The sequence below is a fragment of the Siminovitchia fortis genome, assembly GCF_003605365.2.
Taxonomy (GTDB): Bacteria; Bacillota; Bacilli; order Bacillales; family Bacillaceae_C; genus Siminovitchia; species Siminovitchia fortis.
Genome location: NZ_QYTU02000005.1, coordinates 1 through 18524 on the forward strand (window position 1 = coordinate 1; position 18524 = coordinate 18524).

17 protein-coding genes are annotated in these 18524 nt (G+C 43.3%); 4 read left to right on the plus strand and 13 right to left on the minus strand.

What is annotated here, in order from left to right; all coding sequences use genetic code 11:
* Positions 1 to 199: 199 nt before the first annotated feature.
* Complete coding sequence (gene cls / locus D4N35_RS03880) at positions 200 to 1654, minus strand: cardiolipin synthase (protein WP_120070267.1); 1455 nt, start codon at positions 1652 to 1654, stop codon at positions 200 to 202.
* Positions 1655 to 1994: 340 nt separating this feature from the next.
* On the opposite strand from cls, the gene D4N35_RS03885 reads away from it, so the two are divergent.
* Positions 1995 to 2822, plus strand: a complete 828-nt coding sequence (locus tag D4N35_RS03885; protein WP_164876278.1) for a leucine-rich repeat domain-containing protein — start codon at positions 1995 to 1997, stop codon at positions 2820 to 2822.
* Between the two features lie 263 nt (positions 2823 to 3085).
* Here D4N35_RS03885 and D4N35_RS18040 read toward each other — a convergent pair whose 3' ends face one another.
* From D4N35_RS18040 to D4N35_RS03945, 11 genes are all read right to left on the minus strand, one after another.
* Positions 3086 to 4483, minus strand: coding sequence for a murein hydrolase activator EnvC family protein (locus tag D4N35_RS18040; protein ID WP_164876279.1), 1398 nt, complete (start codon positions 4481 to 4483; stop codon positions 3086 to 3088).
* Between the two features lie 81 nt (positions 4484 to 4564).
* Positions 4565 to 5449: a permease-like cell division protein FtsX gene (gene ftsX, locus D4N35_RS03900; RefSeq protein ID WP_120070278.1), complete on the minus strand. Its 885-nt coding sequence runs from the start codon at positions 5447 to 5449 to the stop codon at positions 4565 to 4567.
* Positions 5439 to 6125, minus strand: a complete 687-nt coding sequence (ftsE, locus tag D4N35_RS03905; protein ID WP_120070281.1) for a cell division ATP-binding protein FtsE — start codon at positions 6123 to 6125, stop codon at positions 5439 to 5441. Before ftsE ends, ftsX begins: the two co-directional genes overlap by 11 nt.
* Positions 6126 to 6700: 575 nt before the next feature.
* On the minus strand, positions 6701 to 7045 hold the full coding sequence (cccB, locus tag D4N35_RS03910) for a cytochrome c551 (protein WP_120070284.1): 345 nt from the start codon (positions 7043 to 7045) through the stop codon (positions 6701 to 6703).
* A 122-nt stretch (positions 7046 to 7167) separates the two neighbouring features.
* Positions 7168 to 8266 (minus strand): peptide chain release factor 2 gene (prfB, locus tag D4N35_RS03915; RefSeq protein WP_120070288.1). Its coding sequence is split into 2 segments (ribosomal slippage): positions 7168 to 8193 and positions 8195 to 8266, totalling 1098 coding nucleotides; the frame shifts between segments, so codons are not numbered across the junction.
* Positions 8267 to 8313: 47 nt separating this feature from the next.
* Positions 8314 to 10827: a preprotein translocase subunit SecA gene (secA, locus tag D4N35_RS03920; protein ID WP_120070596.1), complete on the minus strand. Its 2514-nt coding sequence runs from the start codon at positions 10825 to 10827 to the stop codon at positions 8314 to 8316.
* Positions 10828 to 11538: 711 nt separating this feature from the next.
* Complete coding sequence (gene hpf / locus D4N35_RS03925; protein ID WP_120070290.1) at positions 11539 to 12096, minus strand: ribosome hibernation-promoting factor, HPF/YfiA family; 558 nt, start codon at positions 12094 to 12096, stop codon at positions 11539 to 11541.
* A 159-nt stretch (positions 12097 to 12255) separates the two neighbouring features.
* Positions 12256 to 12603 (minus strand): flagellar protein FliT, encoded by a 348-nt coding sequence (fliT, locus tag D4N35_RS03930; protein WP_120070294.1) that lies wholly within the window; start codon positions 12601 to 12603, stop codon positions 12256 to 12258.
* On the minus strand, positions 12600 to 13007 hold the full coding sequence (gene fliS / locus D4N35_RS03935; RefSeq protein WP_120070297.1) for a flagellar export chaperone FliS: 408 nt from the start codon (positions 13005 to 13007) through the stop codon (positions 12600 to 12602). The genes fliT and fliS overlap by 4 nt, the downstream gene beginning before the upstream one ends.
* A 41-nt stretch (positions 13008 to 13048) precedes the next feature.
* Positions 13049 to 15034 carry a flagellar filament capping protein FliD gene (fliD, locus tag D4N35_RS03940; RefSeq protein WP_120070300.1) on the minus strand — a complete coding sequence of 662 codons (1986 nt, stop codon included), beginning with the start codon at positions 15032 to 15034 and terminating at the stop codon, positions 13049 to 13051.
* A gap of 25 nt (positions 15035 to 15059) precedes the next feature.
* On the minus strand, positions 15060 to 15419 hold the full coding sequence (locus D4N35_RS03945) for a flagellar protein FlaG (RefSeq protein ID WP_120070304.1): 360 nt from the start codon (positions 15417 to 15419) through the stop codon (positions 15060 to 15062).
* A 197-nt stretch (positions 15420 to 15616) separates the two neighbouring features.
* On the opposite strand from D4N35_RS03945, the gene D4N35_RS03950 reads away from it, so the two are divergent.
* From D4N35_RS03950 to D4N35_RS18500, 3 genes are all read left to right on the plus strand, one after another.
* Positions 15617 to 15808: a hypothetical protein gene (locus D4N35_RS03950; RefSeq protein WP_120070307.1), complete on the plus strand. Its 192-nt coding sequence runs from the start codon at positions 15617 to 15619 to the stop codon at positions 15806 to 15808.
* 153 nt (positions 15809 to 15961) lie between these two features.
* On the plus strand, positions 15962 to 16564 hold the full coding sequence (locus D4N35_RS03955; RefSeq protein WP_120070309.1) for a Dph6-related ATP pyrophosphatase: 603 nt from the start codon (positions 15962 to 15964) through the stop codon (positions 16562 to 16564).
* Between the two features lie 90 nt (positions 16565 to 16654).
* Positions 16655 to 16783, plus strand: coding sequence for a hypothetical protein (locus D4N35_RS18500; protein ID WP_260842109.1), 129 nt, complete (start codon positions 16655 to 16657; stop codon positions 16781 to 16783).
* Between the two features lie 198 nt (positions 16784 to 16981).
* On the opposite strand, the gene D4N35_RS03960 is transcribed toward D4N35_RS18500, so the two are convergent.
* A complete protein-coding gene (locus tag D4N35_RS03960; RefSeq protein ID WP_120070312.1) occupies positions 16982 to 17854 on the minus strand; it encodes an enhanced serine sensitivity protein SseB in 873 nt (290 codons plus the stop codon).
* Between the last annotated feature and the right edge of the window lie 670 nt (positions 17855 to 18524).

Sequence of the window (18524 nt, forward strand, 5' to 3'; positions counted from 1 at the left end):
CGCTGGCATTCATCCCGGCATTGAAATGCCGGGCCTTCTGCCAGTTGTTCGTAAAGGTCTGCTGCCTGCTTTTTTCGCTGAAGTCTTAAATATACATAAACACTGACAAAGGCGGCAGCAACAGCCGCCCAGAAAGCAGGAAAGGACAGAGTTCCAATCGAATACCATTTCATCACAATAACCTACTTCCAGGGTATTTTTATAAAATGGGTGAAAGCAGGCGTGAGATCGACTCCTTGAAACGGATGATTTTCGGCCTTCTCAAATATTGATCGTATGTCAGCGCACGGGATAATGAAGCATCTTTTTCAAAAATATCGACAAGCTCCTGAACGAGTTCCTGATCATATAAGAAGGCATTCACTTCAAAATTCAGGCGGAAGCTCCTCACATCAATATTGGCTGTTCCCACGCTTGCAATTTTTCCGTCAGCAATCATCGTTTTCGCATGAATGAAGCCATTTTCATATACATACACCTTTGCTCCTGTCTTCAACAGCTCCCCAACATAGGAGTACGTCGCCCAATAGACGAAGGCGTGATCCGGTTTATTGGGAATCATCAGCCTGACATCCACACCGGATAATACAGCAATTTTCAACGCATCATGCACACTGGAATCCGGAATGAAATACGGCGTCTGAATGAGAATATAGTCTTTTGCCGAGTTGATCAGCTTAATATACCCATACTTGATCTGCTCCCATTCTGAATCAGGACCGCTTGAAACAATTTGAACATCAGTATTGCCCATCGGCCCGATTTCCGGGAACAGCCTGTCTTCATAGCTGATTTTATTCGATGAGGCCTGGTTCCAATCAAGGATAAACCTTGTTTGCATTGCATAAACAGCTTTCCCGTAAATTTTTAAATGAGTATCCCGCCAATAGCCGAATTTCTTGTTCAAGCCAAGATATTCGTCACCAATATTGAAGCCGCCGATATATCCGACAGCACCGTCAATAATGGCCAGCTTTCTATGGTTGCGGTAGTTCACCTGCAAGTTCAAATGGGGAATAATGGCTGGAAAAAAAGCACTTACCCTTCCGCCTGCAGCGATCAACGGGCGGAAAAATTTCCTGGGGAGCCTTCTCGACCCCATCGCATCATAGAGAACCCGCACCTCCACACCTTTCTTGGCCTTTTCCACAAGGAGCGCTAACAAGTCGTTGCCCAGCCTGTCGTTGCGCATAATGTAATAAACGAGATGGACATGATCTTTCGCACTGCGTATGTCGGCCATCAGGGATTGGAACTTTTTATTTCCATCTGTAAAAACATCCACTTTGTTATCCTGTGTCAGGACGGCGCTGTCATTGACAAGCAGCATGTAAATCAAATCCTTGTACTGCGCCGTTTTATTGTCATGGAAAGGGAAATCACCGCTTCTCAGCATATCAATTTGGGTATCCGTAATTTCCATGATCCCTATTTTCTTTTTATCTTTCCATTCAAAAATTTTTTTCCTGCTCAGGTTCTGGCCAAAAATCAGATAAAGGACAAATCCTACAACCGGAACAAAAAACAAGACAAGAAGCCATGCCCATGTTGCGCCAGCGTCCCTTCTTTCCAGAAAAACAACGAAGCCGGCAAGCACAATATTCAAAATGAGAAATATACTTAATACAGCCGTACTGATCGTAGCAATTGTCATCGTCTCAACCTCGCAGCTCATTTAGATACAAAGACAAAACTCTCATTCATTTTACCATATAACTCCAACCGAACATATAAACTGTCAATGGTTTTAAATGATCGGTTCCTGTTCATTCAAAATCATTAATAGACTGAATTTTCCAATTTAGTTAAATGAAACCAAAGGTGGAGTTGTTTCGTACATTAATAATAAGAGTTTTTAAAACGGCTTTATGTACATAACAGTCCTTTATTTACTTTTTTGCTCTTCTATTTATTAAATGAGGGTGAAGTATATGAAGAGAGCATTTGTATGTTTATTTGTATGTTTATTTGTATTATTCCTTTGTTCAGGATGTATGGGGGAAGACCGTCAAAAACAGCAGCCTGCTGAGACGGAAACCGCCGCCGTGCAACTCCCGGAAAAAAAACCGGATCCAGTCATGCAGAAGGCTGTCGACAGCTACGAAGGGATTGAAGATCCCGTTTTACGCGAACGGGTGCTGGAAGAATTGGGGCTTGAAGAATATGCAGCCGACAAAACAAGGCCGACTGTCGAAGACATGGAAAAGCTGATCGTTTTCAGGGCTGACGATAGATGGAGCATCACCTCCCTGAAGGGGCTGGAAGTTGCTTTCAATCTCAAAATACTGAGTCTTGACGGTACTGGTGTCAGCGATTTGCAGCCAATCTCACATTTGCCTTCTCTGGAAAAACTGTACCTGTCCGGAAATGAAATCAGGGATATCAGCCACTTATCAAGTTTGACTTCTCTCCAGGCGCTGACATTATGCGGTAATGACATTGTTGACTTTTCCCCGTTAAAAGAGCTGAAAGAACTCCGGATTTTGGGGTTGGGTACAAGCGGTTTGACTGATATTTCCTTTTTATCGCATTTAACTGAATTGGAAACTTTGAACTTAAGTGGAAATCAGATAACGGATATATCGCCTTTATCAAAACTGACGTCATTGTCAAAATTGGATCTGTCCAGCAACAGCATCGAAACAATTGACGCCTTGTCAAACCTCGATTCATTGACGACTCTCATTTTATCCAAGAACGCCATTAAAGAAATTGATCCTTTAACGAACATGACATCCCTGCTTCACCTGGACCTTTCCGAAAATCACATTGATGACTTCAGCCCGGTGGAGGATCTGGAACTACTTGAACTGATAAGATAGATACCCCTTATGGGCCAATGAAAAAAGCGAATACAATGGTGGAATGATTGGTTCAATTATATGAAAATCAATCAATATCAAAAGTAGAATCCACAAATAACCGGGAGAATACAAAGACTAAAATGGCCGCTTTACTTACATTGCTCTTACCTTTACCCCTGAAATGGAACGACAAGGGGGCATATCCGGGCAGCCCATGAGATGGAGTGCTGTAGAAAGAAGAGCCGCATCCATTTGGATGCGGCTCTATATATTTTAGAGATTTATAAATTTATATAACCTGCCGGATTTACACGGCTTCCATTCTTAAAGATCTCAAAATGAAGGTGTGTTCCATCTCCGCCTTTTCCTGCTACAACATCTCCTGTGTTACCCATAGCTCCAATTACCTGACCCTTGGATACTTTGGTACCTACTCCAACAGAGCGGCTGCTCATATGGCCGTAAAGTGTTTTATAGCCATTCCCGTGGTTAATGATGATAACATTTCCATAGCCACCCCAATTTCCAGGTGAACCAAATGTTGAAACCTCTACAGTTCCACTTGCTGCCGCTACAATCGGCGTACCTTTTCCTGCTGCAATATCTACCCCATTATGCATTGCACCCCAACGGGTACCGAATCCGGATGTAAATATTCCAGAAGCAGGACGTGTAAACATTCCTGAGCTTACTGCAGGTGCTTTACCTACAGGAGCAGAAGGCTTGTGGTATGTAGTAGTTACTTTACTTTTTCCTGGTGAAGAAGATTTTGATGCTGTCTTCGTTCCAGATGAAGTAGTTCCAGATGAAGTAGTTCCTGATGAATTGGAAGCTTCGTGTACACGGGCTGTCGCTTTAGCTTTCTCTGCTTCTTCTGCCTTTCTGGCTTCTTCTGCAATACGGGACTCCTCAGTACTAATGGCCCCTTGGATTTCTAACTGCTTGGCATTAAGCTTTGAAATTTCTGCTTCCAGAGATTTCTTTTCATCTGAGATGCCTGCTTGTTCAGCCTTCACATTTTTCATTGCTTCATTTTTTTGTGCTTTTTGAGAGTTAAGATCGGCTTTCAAGTCTTCCAACTCTTTAAGCATACCATTCAATTTTTCCAGATTCTTTTTGACCTTTGCCTGCTTTTCCTCTAGTGCATCCTTATCTCGCTGCTGCTCTTCCATGATTTCTTTATCTGCACTGACAATAGTTGTTACTGCAGAAACTCGGTCAACGAAATCGCTAAAACTTTCAGCCCCTAGCAAAACATCGATGTAATCGACTGATCCGCCATTTTGTTGGATGCTCCTTGCTCTTTCTTTAAGAAGTTCACTTCTTTTTTCTATCTTTTGTTTCAATACTTCTATTTCTTTTTCAAGCTTTTCAATTTCTGCTTTCGTTTTTTCTATTTCCTGCTCTTTTCCTTTTATTTTTGTATTAGTGGTATCTATTTCCGTTTCCAGCTTCTTTACTTCAGCTTGCATATTATTAAGCTGGTTTGTCAAATCAGCCAGTGCACTTTCTTTCTGGGCTAAAGAATTGTTAATATCGGACAGTTCAGAAGCAACCTGAGACTGTTGGTCTTTCAAGTCAGATAGTGATGTTGCGGATGCCCCGCCGGCTAATGAGAATGTTCCTCCAAAACCTATGACGCCTGCTACAGTAATTGATAGTAATGAACGTTTCTTCAAGAACTAATTCCCCTTTCTCCCTGGCACGAAATTTTTATTTACGTTTCAGATTTTACCGTCTGGGTAAAATTAACTATATACTCATATTTTCAAAAAGCGTTTGACAGATATAAAGCTACCCCAGGCACCGATAATGACACCGATCAACAGCATCAGTCCAATTAATTGGTATACAAATGGACTATAAGAAAGCGGTTGAATGACCTGATTCGGAATACGCGAAGCCAAAAAGTCATAGGCATAATAGTAGCCTGCCGCCACAACTGCAATCGGAATAATCGCACCGATCAATCCGAGCCACATGCCTTCAAAGAGAAACGGCCAGCGTATGAACCAATTCGTCGCTCCTACCAGTTTCATAATCTCAATTTCCCTGCGTCTTGCAAAAATAGTGATCTTAATAGTATTTGAGATTAAGAACATTGCTGTAAACAGCAATCCGACAATCAGAACAAGACCAATGTTACGGCTTGTCTTTAACGTATTGAATAATTTTTCGACTTTTTTCTCTCCATAGAGCGCTGAGTCAACAAAATCAAAAGAGCTGATTTTCTTGGCAACTACCGGCGTGTCAACCGGTCTTTTCGTTTTCACAATAAAGACATCATGCAACGGATTTTCCTGCTCATACAGCTTCCAGTCTTTTCCCATTGTTTTGATCAAATGGTCCAGTTCCTGCTCTTTGGATGAAAATGTAACTGATTCCACCTGATCGATTTCTTCAATTTTTTTCTTTAGCGCTTCCTTGTCTTCTTTCTTGGCCGTCAATTCTATATGCGTACGAATTTCGACATCATTCTCAATATCTGTGGCAAATTTATTCATATTCAGCATGATGACGAAAAAAACACCAACGAGCAGCAACGTGACAGTGACTGCGCTTGCGGAGGCAAAGGTCATCCACCCATTGCGGCGCAGACTTTTGAAGCTTTCTCCCAGATGGCGCCGAAACGTCCTAGCTTTCATAACCGTATTCCCCCTGCTGTTCATCACGGACAATGATTCCATTTTCAATGGCGACAACCCGGTGCTTGATCGTATTTACGACTTCGCGGTTATGGGTAGCCATAATGACCGTTGTGCCTTGTGCATTGATTTCTTCCAATAAATTCATAATCTCCCAAGATGTTTCAGGATCCAAGTTCCCTGTAGGCTCGTCAGCTATGACAACCTGCGGCCTATTGACTATTGACCTTGCGATCGAAACCCGCTGCTGTTCCCCGCCGGAAAGCTCAGATGGAAGCATTCGGACTTTATGCTTCAAGCCGACCAGTGCCAAAACTTCCATGACCCTTCTCTTAATCTCTTTGGGATGGTGTTCAGTGACCTCCATCGCAAATGCTACATTTTCAAAAACTGTAAGAGTCGGAAGGAGTTTAAAATCCTGAAAAACCACTCCGATGTTTCGACGTAAATATGGAACTTCCCTATTCTTAAGTTTTGATATGTCCACTCCATTGACAATGATTTTTCCTGAAGTAGGACTTTCCTCCCGGTACACCATTTTAATAAAAGTTGTCTTACCAGCACCGCTGGGACCTACTACATATACAAATTCACCTTGGTTAATCAGGATGTCCAAGCCGTTTACAGCAATAATACCGTTAGGATATTTCTTGCTTACATCCTGCATTTCAATCATACAAACCACCTTACTCCTTTAAGTAAATCATTCGCTATGTATTTTGCTCACATTGTGTCAAGGTGAAATTCCTCATGACAAGTGGATGGAAAATAAACATTTCCATACAAAGCGCGGCTTATCCGGTAAGCCGCATGTTATGAAAAACTCGTCAAATTATATCGAAATTTAAACCCAGACCCATTATAACACTTGGCGTCCATAATTTAAGGTACATTTATATTACATTTGTGTTTCAAAATGTCATATTACGGTAATATTCGAGATGATTAGACATTCATGAAAAAACTGCCTGCTCCGTAAAAATATCCCTTTTAAGCATTTACTGACTACCGGATATAAAGACCTATGACAAACGGATTGATCGGTTAAGCGATTAACAAAGGCCGAACAGTTTTCTTCAAAAAAAAAAGAGACAAGCCGATCCATTTTCAGCTTGTCTCTTTTGTCCAGCTCCAGGCGCCATCGGCGCCAGGATTAAGCCAATCGCTGATGAAGGCAAACCACGCCGTCTTCAGCGATTGGCTTATGCTTGTCACCGATAGACGGGCGCCTTGCGCTTTTCTTAATCCTATTTACTTTTTCTCTGCCAGCCATGCAGCCACTTTGTCTGCATCATCACCTTTGATGATGCCTGCCGGCATTCCTGGCCTTCCATTTTCGATTACATCATGGATTTCATCTTGGCTTAATGTTCCGCCGATTTTTTGTAGATTAGGGCCATTGCGTCCTTCCAAGTTTTCACCATGGCAGCTTGAGCAGTTTTGCTTGAAAATAGCTTCCGCGTCATTTGTAGCAGTTGCTCCGCCGCCTTCATTTCCTCCGCCGGCATTGTCATTATCATTGCCGCCACCGCCGCAGGCAGCAAGTCCGATGGCCAATCCAGTACTCATTATTAGGGCCCACATTTTTTTCTTCAAGGTATACATCTCCTTTTTAAAAATGGTGCTCTTTTAGTATACCAATTAACATGCTTTTTTAAACAAATAAGGATGCGGGCATTTCCTTATAATGGAAAATTAGTGACAACTATTGGGACCCTTTATAAACGTGAACGCAAAAACGCGTTAATGAACACATCAATGTCTCCATCGGTCACCGCCTGGACGTTTCCGACTTCTGTATTTGTGCGGTGATCCTTTACCATGGAATATGGATGGAACACGTAGGACCGGATCTGGCTGCCCCAACCAATCTCCTTCTGCTCCCCTCTGATGTCGGCAATCTCTTTTTCTTTTTCTTCGATTTCGCGCTGGTAAAGCTTGGCCTTCAACATTTTCATCGCACTTTCCCGGTTTTTGATCTGTGACCGCTCGTTTTGGCACGTCACGACAATACCGGTCGGCAAATGCGTGATCCTGACGGCAGAGTCTGTTGTATTGACATGCTGGCCGCCTGCTCCGCTGGAGCGGTACGTATCAATTTTCAAATCTTCGGACCGGACCTCGATTTCAATGTCTTCATTCAGCTCGGGCATGACCTCACAAGACACGAAGGAAGTGTGGCGCCTTCCTGAAGAATCGAAAGGAGAGATCCGTACAAGGCGGTGAACGCCTTTTTCAGATTTTAAATAACCGTAGGCATTATGCCCTTTGATCAGGAGGGTCACACTTTTGATTCCGGCTTCATCACCCGGAAGATAATCGAGAGTCTCTACTTTGAAGCCATGTTTTTCAGCCCATCTTGTGTACATTCGGAGAAGAATCGATCCCCAGTCCTGGGACTCGGTCCCGCCGGCACCTGGATGAAGCTCCAAAATGGCATTATTCTTATCATACGGTTCGCTCAATAGAAGCTGGAGTTCAAACTTATCAAGCTGTTCCTTGAATTCCTTCAAGTCATTTTCCAGCTCTGCTTCAAGGTCAGCGTCTCCCTCTTCCTTGACAAGCTCGTGGGTAACTTCGAGATCCTCCTGGGTTTCAACGAGCCCTTTATATTCGCCAACCAAATCTTTTAAAGCGTTGGCTTCATTGATTACGGTCTGTGCGGTTGATTGGTCATCCCAGAAGGAAGGGTCGGCCATTTGCTCTTCCAGTTCGGCAATCCTCGTCTCTTTTTCCTCTAAGTCAAAGAGACCCCCTAAAGTCAGCTAACCTCTTAGCCGTATTTTCCAGTTCAGTTCTTATTTCAAAAAGTTCCATACTACCACCTCGGATGTTTTGTTTAATTTGTGCGTTGGCCGTTTCAATTAACCAAGACGGCCGTGGCAATGTTTGTATTTTTTGCCGGAACCGCAAGGACATGGATCGTTGCGTCCGACAGTTTCCTTGCGGCGGACAGGTTTCCTTTTCGCCTTCCCGCCTTCTTCTTTCGGATTGACAGCCTGCCCTTTTGCCACTTCTTCACGCTGCAGATTGTTGCGGATTTCGGCTTTCATGATATATTTTGCAACATCTTCCTCAATGGAAGCCACCATGTTTTCAAACATGTTGAAGCCTTCGTTTTGATACTCACGAAGCGGATCAATTTGTCCGTACGCGCGCAAGTGGATTCCCTGGCGAAGCTGCTCCATCGCGTCGATATGGTCGATCCATTTCGTATCGACAGCCCTGAGGAGAATGACTTTTTCAAATTCGCGCATTTGGTCAGGCGTCAAAAGCTCTTCTTTTTCATCGTAGCGGGCTTTGACTTTTTCAAAAATAAGCTCCGCCATTTCTTCCGGATCCCTGCGTTTCAAATCATCGGCTGTGATGTCGCCTTCAGGAAGCAGGTTCGCATTGACATAATCCACGATTCCCTGCAGATTCCATTCCTCTTCCTCCTCGTGGCGAGGTGTGTGGGCGCCAACAGCACGCTGGATTACGGTTTGAATCATTTTTTCCACGATATCGCGAAGGTTTTCCGCCTCCATGACTTCATCACGCTGTTTGTAGATGATTTCCCGCTGCTGCCTTAGCACATCGTCGTATTGAAGCAGTTGCTTACGGGCATCAAAGTTATTACCTTCAACACGCTTCTGCGCGGATTCAACAGATTTGGACACCAGGCGGCTTTGAATCGGCTCGGTATCGTCCATTCCGAATTTTTCCATCATCGATTTCAGGTTGTCGGTTCCAAAACGGCGCATCAGCTCGTCTTCCAGGGAGAGGTAAAATTGCGTAACACCCGGATCTCCCTGACGACCTGAACGACCCCGGAGCTGGTTGTCGATCCTTCTGGATTCATGACGTTCTGTCCCGATAACAGCCAGGCCGCCCAGTTCCAAAACTCCTTCTCCAAGCTTAATGTCCGTTCCCCTTCCGGCCATGTTGGTCGCAATGGTCACTGCGCCTTTATTTCCGGCTTCTGCAATGATTTCCGCTTCGCGCTCATGGTTTTTGGCGTTCAATACATTATGCGGTATTTTTCTTTTCTTAAGCAGGGAGCTGATCAATTCGGATGTTTCAATCGCCACCGTACCGACGAGGACCGGCTGTCCTTTTTTATGGCGCTCTGCGATGTCGTCCACGACCGCCTGGAATTTACCCTTCATTGAAGCGTAGATCAGATCCGGCCGGTCATCCCTGATAATGGGTTTATTTGTAGGAATCGCAATGACACGCATATTATAAATATTGCGGAATTCCTCTTCTTCCGTTTTTGCCGTACCCGTCATCCCGGCAAGCTTTTCATACATCCGGAAATAGTTCTGGAATGTGATCGTCGCCATTGTCATGGACTCATTTTGGATTTCGACGCCTTCTTTGGCTTCAATGGCCTGGTGAAGGCCGTCGCTGAAGCGGCGGCCTTTCATCAGGCGGCCGGTGAATTGGTCAACAATGACAATCTGGCCTTCTTCAACTACGTAATCGATATCCTTATGCATGCTTACATGGGCTTTTAACGCCTGGTTGATATGATGGTTCAATGTCACATGCGAAATATCAAACAGATTATCGATGTGGAAAGCGCGTTCTGCCTTGTTGATCCCTTCTTCCGTCAACTGGACGCCTTTCGTCTTTTCATCGTACGTATAATCTTCTTCTTTTTTCAATGTATTCACAAAAGCATTCGCCTGAAGGTAAAGCTGGGTCGATTTTTGAGCCTGGCCGGAAATGATGAGCGGCGTCCGGGCTTCATCGATCAAAATCGAGTCCACTTCGTCAATTACGGCAAAGTGGAGCGGTCTTTGGACGCGGTCTTCCTGATAGAGCACCATGTTGTCACGCAGATAATCGAAACCGAATTCATTATTCGTTCCATACGTAATATCCGCTGCATATGCTTCTTTTTTCTCGTCCTTGGTCATACTGTTCAGATTAAGCCCTACAGTAAGGCCAAGAAATTCATATAACTGCCCCATCTCCTGGGCATCCCGGCTGGCCAGGTATTCGTTCACAGTGACAACGTGGACCCCTTTGCCTGTCAATGCATTCAAGTAAACAGGAAGGGTGGCCGTTAATGTTTTACCTTCTCCTGTTTTCATCTCGGCGATATTTCCTTCATGGAGGGCAATTCCCCCCATCAATTGGACAGGGTACGGATAAAGGCCGAGCACGCGGCGCGCTCCTTCGCGGACCACAGCAAAAGCCTCGACAAGCAGGCTGTCAAGTGACTCACCGCCTGCGTAACGGCTTTTAAACCTTTCCGTTTGTTCTCTGAGCTCTTCATCCGATTTCTGTTCCATCTTGGAGCCAAGCTTTTTGATTTCTGCTGCCATTTTATCTAGACGTCGTAATTCACGAGTGTTTGAATCGAATAATTTCGTTATGAAAGCCATCATTTTATATTTTACTCTCCCTTTATGATCAAATACGGGCGACATTACATATTGATTCTGTTGATGATCAACATGATCATCATCTTTATATTTTAACATTAATAATTGGTTCATGACAATAACGTGGGGAGGGGGAAGAAGTCGATGCAGTTCGTGGAGGAATTTGGAGGTTTCAAAGATAATTGCGTATGAATGGGGAATTGGATTATATGAACGGCTATAGTTGGAATATGAGCGAGAAATTAAAATATACGATCTGCTTTAATCGGGATATGAGCGGAAACTTGCCCTATATAATCCGATCCAGTTTCATTTTTTGTACGAAAGTATGACGCCTGCTTAGCAGATTAAGAAAAGCGCAAGCGCCTTGCCCATCGACGTACAGACTGGAGTGCCTCCGACGAGATAAAGGAAACACGGCGAGGAACGAGCCGATGTTGACTTATCGTAGGAAAGCTACTACTTGAAATGGCCTCGTGTGATGCTTCCTCGAGTTGGCATCGTGCAGCTTTGCGACGAGGTGAGCCAAACATCCTCGAATAAGCTACGCCGCAGGAGCACACCAGGTGCGAAGTCTGCTAGTCGATAGGCGCTGGAGCTAGACATGACGCTTACTTTTCTAAAGAAAATTTTAGTCAAATTATATACTTTCCTATATCTGCACAGCAAAAGCACGCCCACCTCAAAAAGGCGGCGTGCTTCTTAATGTTTCATTCAGCTTGTTTCAATTAATCCATATTTTCCATCTTTGCGTTTGTAAACGATGTTTGTTCCGTTTGTTTCCGCGTCAGTGAAGACGAAGAAGTTATGGCCGAGCATATTCATTTGAAGCACGGCTTCTTCACTGTCCATCGGTTTCAGGTCGAAACGTTTAGTGCGGACAATTGTCAGTTCATCGTCGTCTTCCGTTGTTTCAGCAGCTGCTCCGTTCACTCCAGTGGCAAACAATTGTTGCAAATCCCCTTTTTCACGGAATTTGCGGTTTACCTTTGTTTTGTGTTTGCGGATTTGCCGTTCAAGCTTATCTACAATCAGATCGATCGCAGCATACATGTCATTGTTCACTTCTTCAGCTCTTAAAACAAGCTGCGGAAGGGGAATCGTTATTTCAACCTTAGATTTTTTATCGGGGTTTACTTTTAAATTAACATGCACATTTGCTTCAGGAGTTTCGATGAAATATCTTTCTAGCTTGTTCACTTTCTTTTCTACGTGGTCTCTAATTGCCTCAGTTACCTCGATGTTTTCACCGCGGATTTGATACCTTAGCATATAAACTCCTCCTTTAAAGGCTATGTATATATACTTCTATATCATACCTCGGAATCCTGCAAAAAAAAGCGAAAGTTTTTGTCGAATTTCGGAGAAAGACGATGATTGATGTCAAGGCTTTTAAAGTAAGATAAAAGCTTTGGCACAAAAATAGTCCCTCTACCGCCTTTTATCATAAAAAACGCCGTCATTTTGCACCTTTGTATAAGGATTATTATAACGTGCCGCAGAAGTCTTTTTCAATTCAATCGCATTCAGATCCCGTATGATATTCTTATTAAGCCTTTCAAGCAAAAATGCCAATTCCTCATTCAGCTTCAGAAGTTCTTTTCCTGCAGCCTCATCTTGAGAAGAAAAGGGAGGCCGGATTTCCGGAAGCAGCTCCTCCCTCTCAGCAAGCATTTTCTCCATTTGACTAATGGCCTCATCCCGGCTGCTGTCACTTTTATTTTTTAATATGTCAACGAGCGCCTTTGTAACAGCGAGGCATTCCTGGACCGCACTCATCGATTCACGCTTTCCAGAGGGGCATGCTGGCGCTGCCTGTTCAATTGAATCACCTGTTTCCATACATCGCGAAATTCAGTAATAATCCCTTCGACTTCTTCGAGGATGGAAATATCCTGTTTGATATTCGCTTCCATCAGCCGCCTGTTTGCGTACTCATATAAGGAGCGCATGTTTTTTGAAATTTCGACATCCATATTCAAAGTTAACATCAGTTCACTTATAATATTCTGCGCCTTTTGGATGTTTGTGTTCCTCTGCTCAATTTCTTTATTTTCTATTGCATGCTTTGCCAAATTGATAAATTTAAGGCAGCCATTATACAGCATCAGTGTCAATTCTCCCGGTGAAGCAGTCGTGACTGAGTTGTTTTTGTACGCTTCATACGGATTCCTGCTTGCCATATTTCCACTCCTAACGTAAAAAGTCATAAAGCAATATTATCCTACATTCCGCCAAATTGCTGCATCAAGTAAAGGGATTGATCATTTGCCCTTTGAATGGCTTTTTCCATCGCAGCAAATTGTCTCCATAAGCGGTCTTCCTGCATTTTCAACCTTGTCTCAAAGCTGTCGATGTTTTTATCAACTGAGATTAATTCCCTTCCCAAGGCGAACTGTTGGTTCGTTGAAGTTGCCCGGCCGGCACGATCCTGGATCTTCGTAATGGACTGGTTCACCGAATCATAGAGCTTGTGGATGACGCCCCTTTCCGAATCGTTTGTTCCAGTGCCCCGGAATAGATTTTCCACAGCCTCCGGATCCTTTTCAATTGCTTCTTTTAATTTTGTTTCATTAATTTCCAACTTCCCGCCGTCAAGGTAATTCGCTGTTGTTGTGATGCCGATCGCAGCCAGCTGCCTGTAGAGGCCATTCGTTTCAACAGAACTGGACATATCCATGCGCATATTTGTCAGAACACCGGATAACAATGGGTCACCTTTGAGAAGCCCGCTTTTAGCCAGCTCTTCCCATTTCTCCTGCTGTTTGTCAGAAAGCTCCTCACGCTCGTCATCAGTGAGCGGAAGATATTTTCTGTTGCGCTCTTCATTCAGCTTTTTATTGATGTCTTCAATCAATTTATTATATTGGTCGACGAACTCCTTGACTGTGTTAAGGACACCTTCCGAGTCGTTGGAGACGTTCACCGTGATCGGCGGATCTGTTTCCTTTAAGGTTTGTTTCAACGTAAAGGTGACACCGTTCATCGAGAAGGTGTTGGATTGGCGTTCTGTTTCAAGGCCGTTGATGGTGAATTTGGCGTTTTGGCCACTTTTCTCTTCATTATTAAACTTTAATACCTGGTTATTAAAATCACCAGAAATATTAATATCATTTCCCGATTCATTGAACTTCCCTGTCTCTTTCCTGGTCACCGTCAAACTGTCGGAAAAAGAATCATAGAACATCGTTACGCCGGCGGGTGATTCGTTCACCTTTCGGATCACCGTATCCAATGTATCATTTCCGGTAACGAAAATCCGCTCGTTCACTTCGCCCTTGGATGTATGGGTGCCGATAGTGAAATCGGTGTAGTTTTGCTTAAACTTCACTTCAACTTTAGCACCTTCCCCAGGCGCTTTATCATCAAACATAATATTTCCCGAAGTCAGGTCGACCTTCCAACCATTGCTTAATTCAGCAATACCATTTGTTGGCCCTTTTGTTATGACGAGGTTTTCAGTTTCCTCACCAATTGTAACCTTTACGGAGAAACCCTCTTCAAGCAGTGATCCTTTACCAAGACTAATCATATTTTGCTTTTCGCCTACCGTAAAAGATGCGGTCTTTTCTTCGAGCACGTAGTCAACCTTTACCGCACTTCCGCTGGCCACCTCATTGGTAAACGTAAGCTTTCCATCAGCCAAAAGTACTTTCCCACTCGCCAGATCGGATTCTTCTGTAACCACATCATATGATTTTCCATTGATTTTCACACTCAATGTACCTTCGACAAGTTTGTCACCATTTAAGCCTAAGCTGACTGAATTCCCTTCCGTACGGAGTGTTTTTGATTCTACAACTCCCTTTTCCCAACTGATACCTTCACGTTCTATAAGTTTTTGTGATGTATTAAATTTTTCATTCCCATCGCTTAGCTTCCCACTGATTTTGGTAGCCGCCGACGCCAGCTGTTTTATTTCCGAAATGCTATACGAGGCCTGCGCCGCTCCGCTCGTCACAGTTGCAGACACTTTCGCCTCGTCTGTGGAGGCTGCCATTCTTGCACGGTAGTTGCTCGTCAGCTTCAACTGAGCCAACCGGTCACGGAAGCCGAGCAACATTGTATTGATGGAACGGTAATCGTCCCGCTTCCATTCAAGAATCTGTTTCTGCTGTTTCATTTTATCAAGGGGCATTCTTTTGGCCTTCATCATATCCTTGACGATCTGGTCAATGTCCATCCCGCTTGCCAATCCACCGATACGCATTTGTTACTTCACTTCCTTAGTTTCCCTATATTTTTTTATCTACGAGGATGCCCATGGCATCCGCCATTGCCGCAAATATATCGAGAAGCTTTTTTGGCGGGATTTCCCTTACCACTTCATCCGTCTCTTCATTTACGACTTTAACGTAATATTTATTTAGCTGATCGTGATATTCAAATTTCAAGTATTGCTTCGACGTTTTTAAGTGGCTGTTTGTGAATGCAACTGCTCTTTCAAGCAACGCTGTCGCGTCTTTTTCCGAAAGTTCGTATGATCGTTCTTTCGTTGCGTTTGACTCCCGGTTAGACTCTCCGATCCCGATAGCAGAGCGTACAGGCATCGCAGCACCTTCCACTGGAAGCCTTCCTCCGATCGATCCAATCATCCTCTTTCTCTCCTTCGGTAAAAATTGAATTCTTACAGGTATTATCGGCTCAGTGTCGAATTCCTTTATAAAAATCTCCTGAAATCTATGAGAAATGCCCATTTTGTTTCCCACGTCCTGATTCCAATGCCCTTTTATAGGTCAAATTCATAGGATAAGTTGAACATTTTAATAAAAAAAGATGAGGAGGACCTGAATTGAATCATTATTATCAAACAGATCCTTATGGATATCCCATGGCAAATTACGGATATCCTGTGATGACAATGCCTCGTGGAGATGAAAGGCTTTGGGGAAGGCCCTGGGGTTGGGGCTGGGGATTTGGCGGCCCCTTTTTCAGGCCATGGGGATTTGGATTCGGCTTTCCTTTTTTTCCGTTTTTCTGGTAAAAGAGAATTCGGAAACCGGACAGACCATATGTCCGGTTTCGTCAATTTCCACATAATTTCCCAGGAAATGCTCGTTTTTTGTCTTTTTGTCAAATCCGCTTTTCAAAATGTACTATAATATAGTCATCACAAAGATGTTGAGGTGTGAAAAAAATGGTCCGAATCGCATTATCATGGAGCGGCGGCAAAGACAGCTGCATGGCCCTTCATGAATTGATAAACAGAGGGGACGAGGTCGCCTGCCTGCTGACGACTGTACCACAGGAAACAGGAAAAACTTTTGCCCATAACGAAGACATAAAAAAAATGGAAGCTCAGGCAGAATCACTGGGAATTCCACTGGAATTAGTCCACTGCACATATGATACATATACCGAAGACTTCCTGGAAGAATTGGTGAAATTGAAAACGAAATACAGGCTGGATGCCATCGCGTTTGGAGATATGTATTTGGAGGGCCATCGGGAATGGGGGCAAAAACTGGCGGATGCAGCAGGATTGAAAGCGGTGTACCCCTTATGGTCTGAGCAATCGGAAATGCTGACGATGTTAAATAAATTCATAAATAGCGGATATAAAGCTGAGGTCATCAAGGTCCGGGAAGATGTGCTGCCTTTGGATTGGGTCGGCCGTCTATTAGATGAAAGTTTTATAAAAGACATTAGCGAAAAAGATGTCTGCCCGATGGGGGAATCTGGAGAATACCATACATTTGTTTATGATGGTCCTTTATTTAAAAAGGAAGTAAGAAGCTAACTTTCACACAGTCACTACGAAATATTTTCCTGTTTATTCTCTGAACGGACCGGGAAAAAGAAACATACAAAAGCAAAGGGGTGACAACTTATGAATAGAAACAAAGCCATGATGACAGGTTTGGCGCTAGGAGCCGCGTATCTGATGAGAAATGAAAAATCCCGCAATAAACTCAAAAATCAGCTGAAGTCCTTGGGAACTACAAAGAAATCTAAATAATAGTGATGAAATAGGCGGGTATTGGGCTCGCCTGTTTTTATTTGGACAACCCCCACAGTAAACTTTGTATATCCCTTTCTTTACACAAACTTTTCCATTATCCTATTTGCAAGATATAAATTTAAATTGGGAGGCTGCCCATGTCCTGTAAGTCATAGTTTGATTAAGCTGACACTCCTTTGAAACGAAGAGGCAAAATTACCGTTTCTTGAATAGGCCTTTTAGAAATCCTCCCTTATTCTCTTTCTTTACATAGAAAGGACTTTGATCCTTAACGGCGTCCTTGCCAAACGAATCACCCAAAGGAACAAAATCAAGTTTTTCATTCTTTTTTAAAAAGGGCGTGGCCACTTCAGCCATCTCAGCAAATGTATCTCTAGGATCGTTTTCTGTATCAACGACCATCAAAAAACTTTGGTCCGTTTGATTTCTCACCATCAAAAGCAAATAAGCACTCTTCACATGGGCCATTTTCGGAAGTTGCTTCTTTAATGCATCAATCATCTCCGTCGGATAGTCATTTGGAATGCCGATCATCACCGACTCGCCTTCATCCATTTGCAGAGCGCTGTTATTTATTATTTCGATCAGATTCCCGTCAATCAAAAGATTCTCGCCAAATGGATTGATCACAACCCCCTCGAAACTTCCATTCCCCAGCATACTCTCATAATCTTTGAAAGTGGTAATCAAGGTCTGCTGATTGGGCTCACTGCTCCACTTCCGAAGTTCATCCCAGTCTGTGAACGCCGGGAAGAAAGTCTTTCCATCCTGAGTGGTGATTCCGGCAAATTGTATCTTTGTGTCTTTTTCAAGAACTGATTCCCCGCCCGTATTTTCCGGCATAGGATCAATAATGACCGGAGCGAGAAAGTGGGCTTTCAGCAGCTCGTGAAAAAAAGCTTGCTCATTTCCGCGGCTCGGTTCCTCCCTCAATACAGCAACACTCTTCACCAAATCCGGATTTGTGACAGGCTTGTTTACGTCTACCATCGTGGACACCCTTTCTATGCGTGTTCTTTTATGAAAAAGACAAACCATGGCAATATGTAGTTCTTTGTCAGCACCCATGTTTCCATTTTTTCCTTCATAAAACGTTGGCCTTATCTTCGTATTAGAAGCAGCCGTGAAGAAATTCTTTTTTCAGCTGCTCATACTTATGTTACGAACATGGAGCGATAAAGTTTCCTGGATGCTTGGACCAGCATCGGAATTCCCGCTGACAAACAGTCATAAAGTCAACTTTCCCAGGAAAAGCCCACATTATAAAGGCAACCTTGAAAAAGCGAGCAATTGTAAGATTAAATGAGGAAAACAACAATGACATTCGCTTTCATTGACATTGTTTTCGTTTTCATTCAATTTTTCTGACTTTGTTTATTTTAAGGAAAAAGATGATAATGAAATTACAATGATACGAAAGAGGGTAGGTTAAATGAAGACTTTCATTAATGGCCTAGTCAACAAATACGAGGGTTTCGTACGAGTCAGAACAGCAAGAGTCTTAAACAAACGTAACTAAGGTATAAGCACCTAGATATTGCATATAGATATATTCAGTGAGCCAAGTCTTTCGAGACTTGGTTTTTTTGTTAGGGCTATTGTGATATCGATTCTACTTGTTATCTTATCTGCCCGGATGTCTTCCGATCACTATAGCACAAATCGCATTGCCCTTGCCTCATAACAATCCCATACCCTGATCTTCACCTTCATTATCAGATTCTACTCTTATTACGCT